Raw genomic sequence first — 758 nt, 5'->3', positions numbered from 1 at the left:
ACGCCGGTCAATCCGGATAATCCGAACGGACCGAAGCTAGGTGACTACCAGAGTGAAACGCACCATACTGTAACAGAAACTATCACTTACACAATGCCAGATGGCAGTCAGGCAGCAAATAAATACACCAAATCGCTTAACTTTACGCGTACAATAACGGTTGATTCCGTGTCTGGTGATGTGCTTACACGTGGTGACTGGACCGGTACAGATGGCAGTAGTTTTGCTGCTGTTACCTCCCCAACAGTGACTGGTTACACACCAAGTGAATCAGCTGAAGCTGCACACACGGTTTCAGGGGATGATAAAGGCATCCAAGTTACCGTCACGTACACAGCAGCTGAGCACGATTTCACTGTAACGCCGAAGACTTCAAATGGGTCTCCAGTTCCGGATACTACGCCAACGACTGAAAAAGGGACTACAGGTGAACCAATTACCAAAACAAATGTGCCGGATGTGCTAGGCTATACGCCGACCTTCAACAATGAAAAGGTTCCAGATGGAGATTCTAGTGTTGATATTGTTTACACGCCTGATGCACAAAAGGGGACTGTTCACTTCGTTGATAAAGCGGGTGAAACCTTAGCTCCTGATATTGATGTCACTGGTGTTACGAATGGTGCTGTAGATCGAACGGCAGTTAGAAACCAGATTCAGCAAATCATCAATCAACAGTACAACCTGGTTTCAGATGGAACTGGGATAGTATTTAACAACGTTGATGACGATAACCAAGACTTTGAAGTGGTCTTTGC

At 46.0% G+C, this 758-nt stretch carries 1 protein-coding gene; it reads left to right on the top strand.

The features are described 5' to 3' along the window. The coding region (locus GM612_RS12255; protein WP_425500352.1) for a mucin-binding protein at window positions 1–758 on the top strand (758 nt) is incomplete at both ends.

Source organism: Secundilactobacillus folii, from assembly GCF_009720675.1.
GTDB lineage: Bacteria > Bacillota > Bacilli > Lactobacillales > Lactobacillaceae > Secundilactobacillus > Secundilactobacillus folii.
This window is presented reverse-complemented; position numbering and strand designations above follow the sequence as displayed.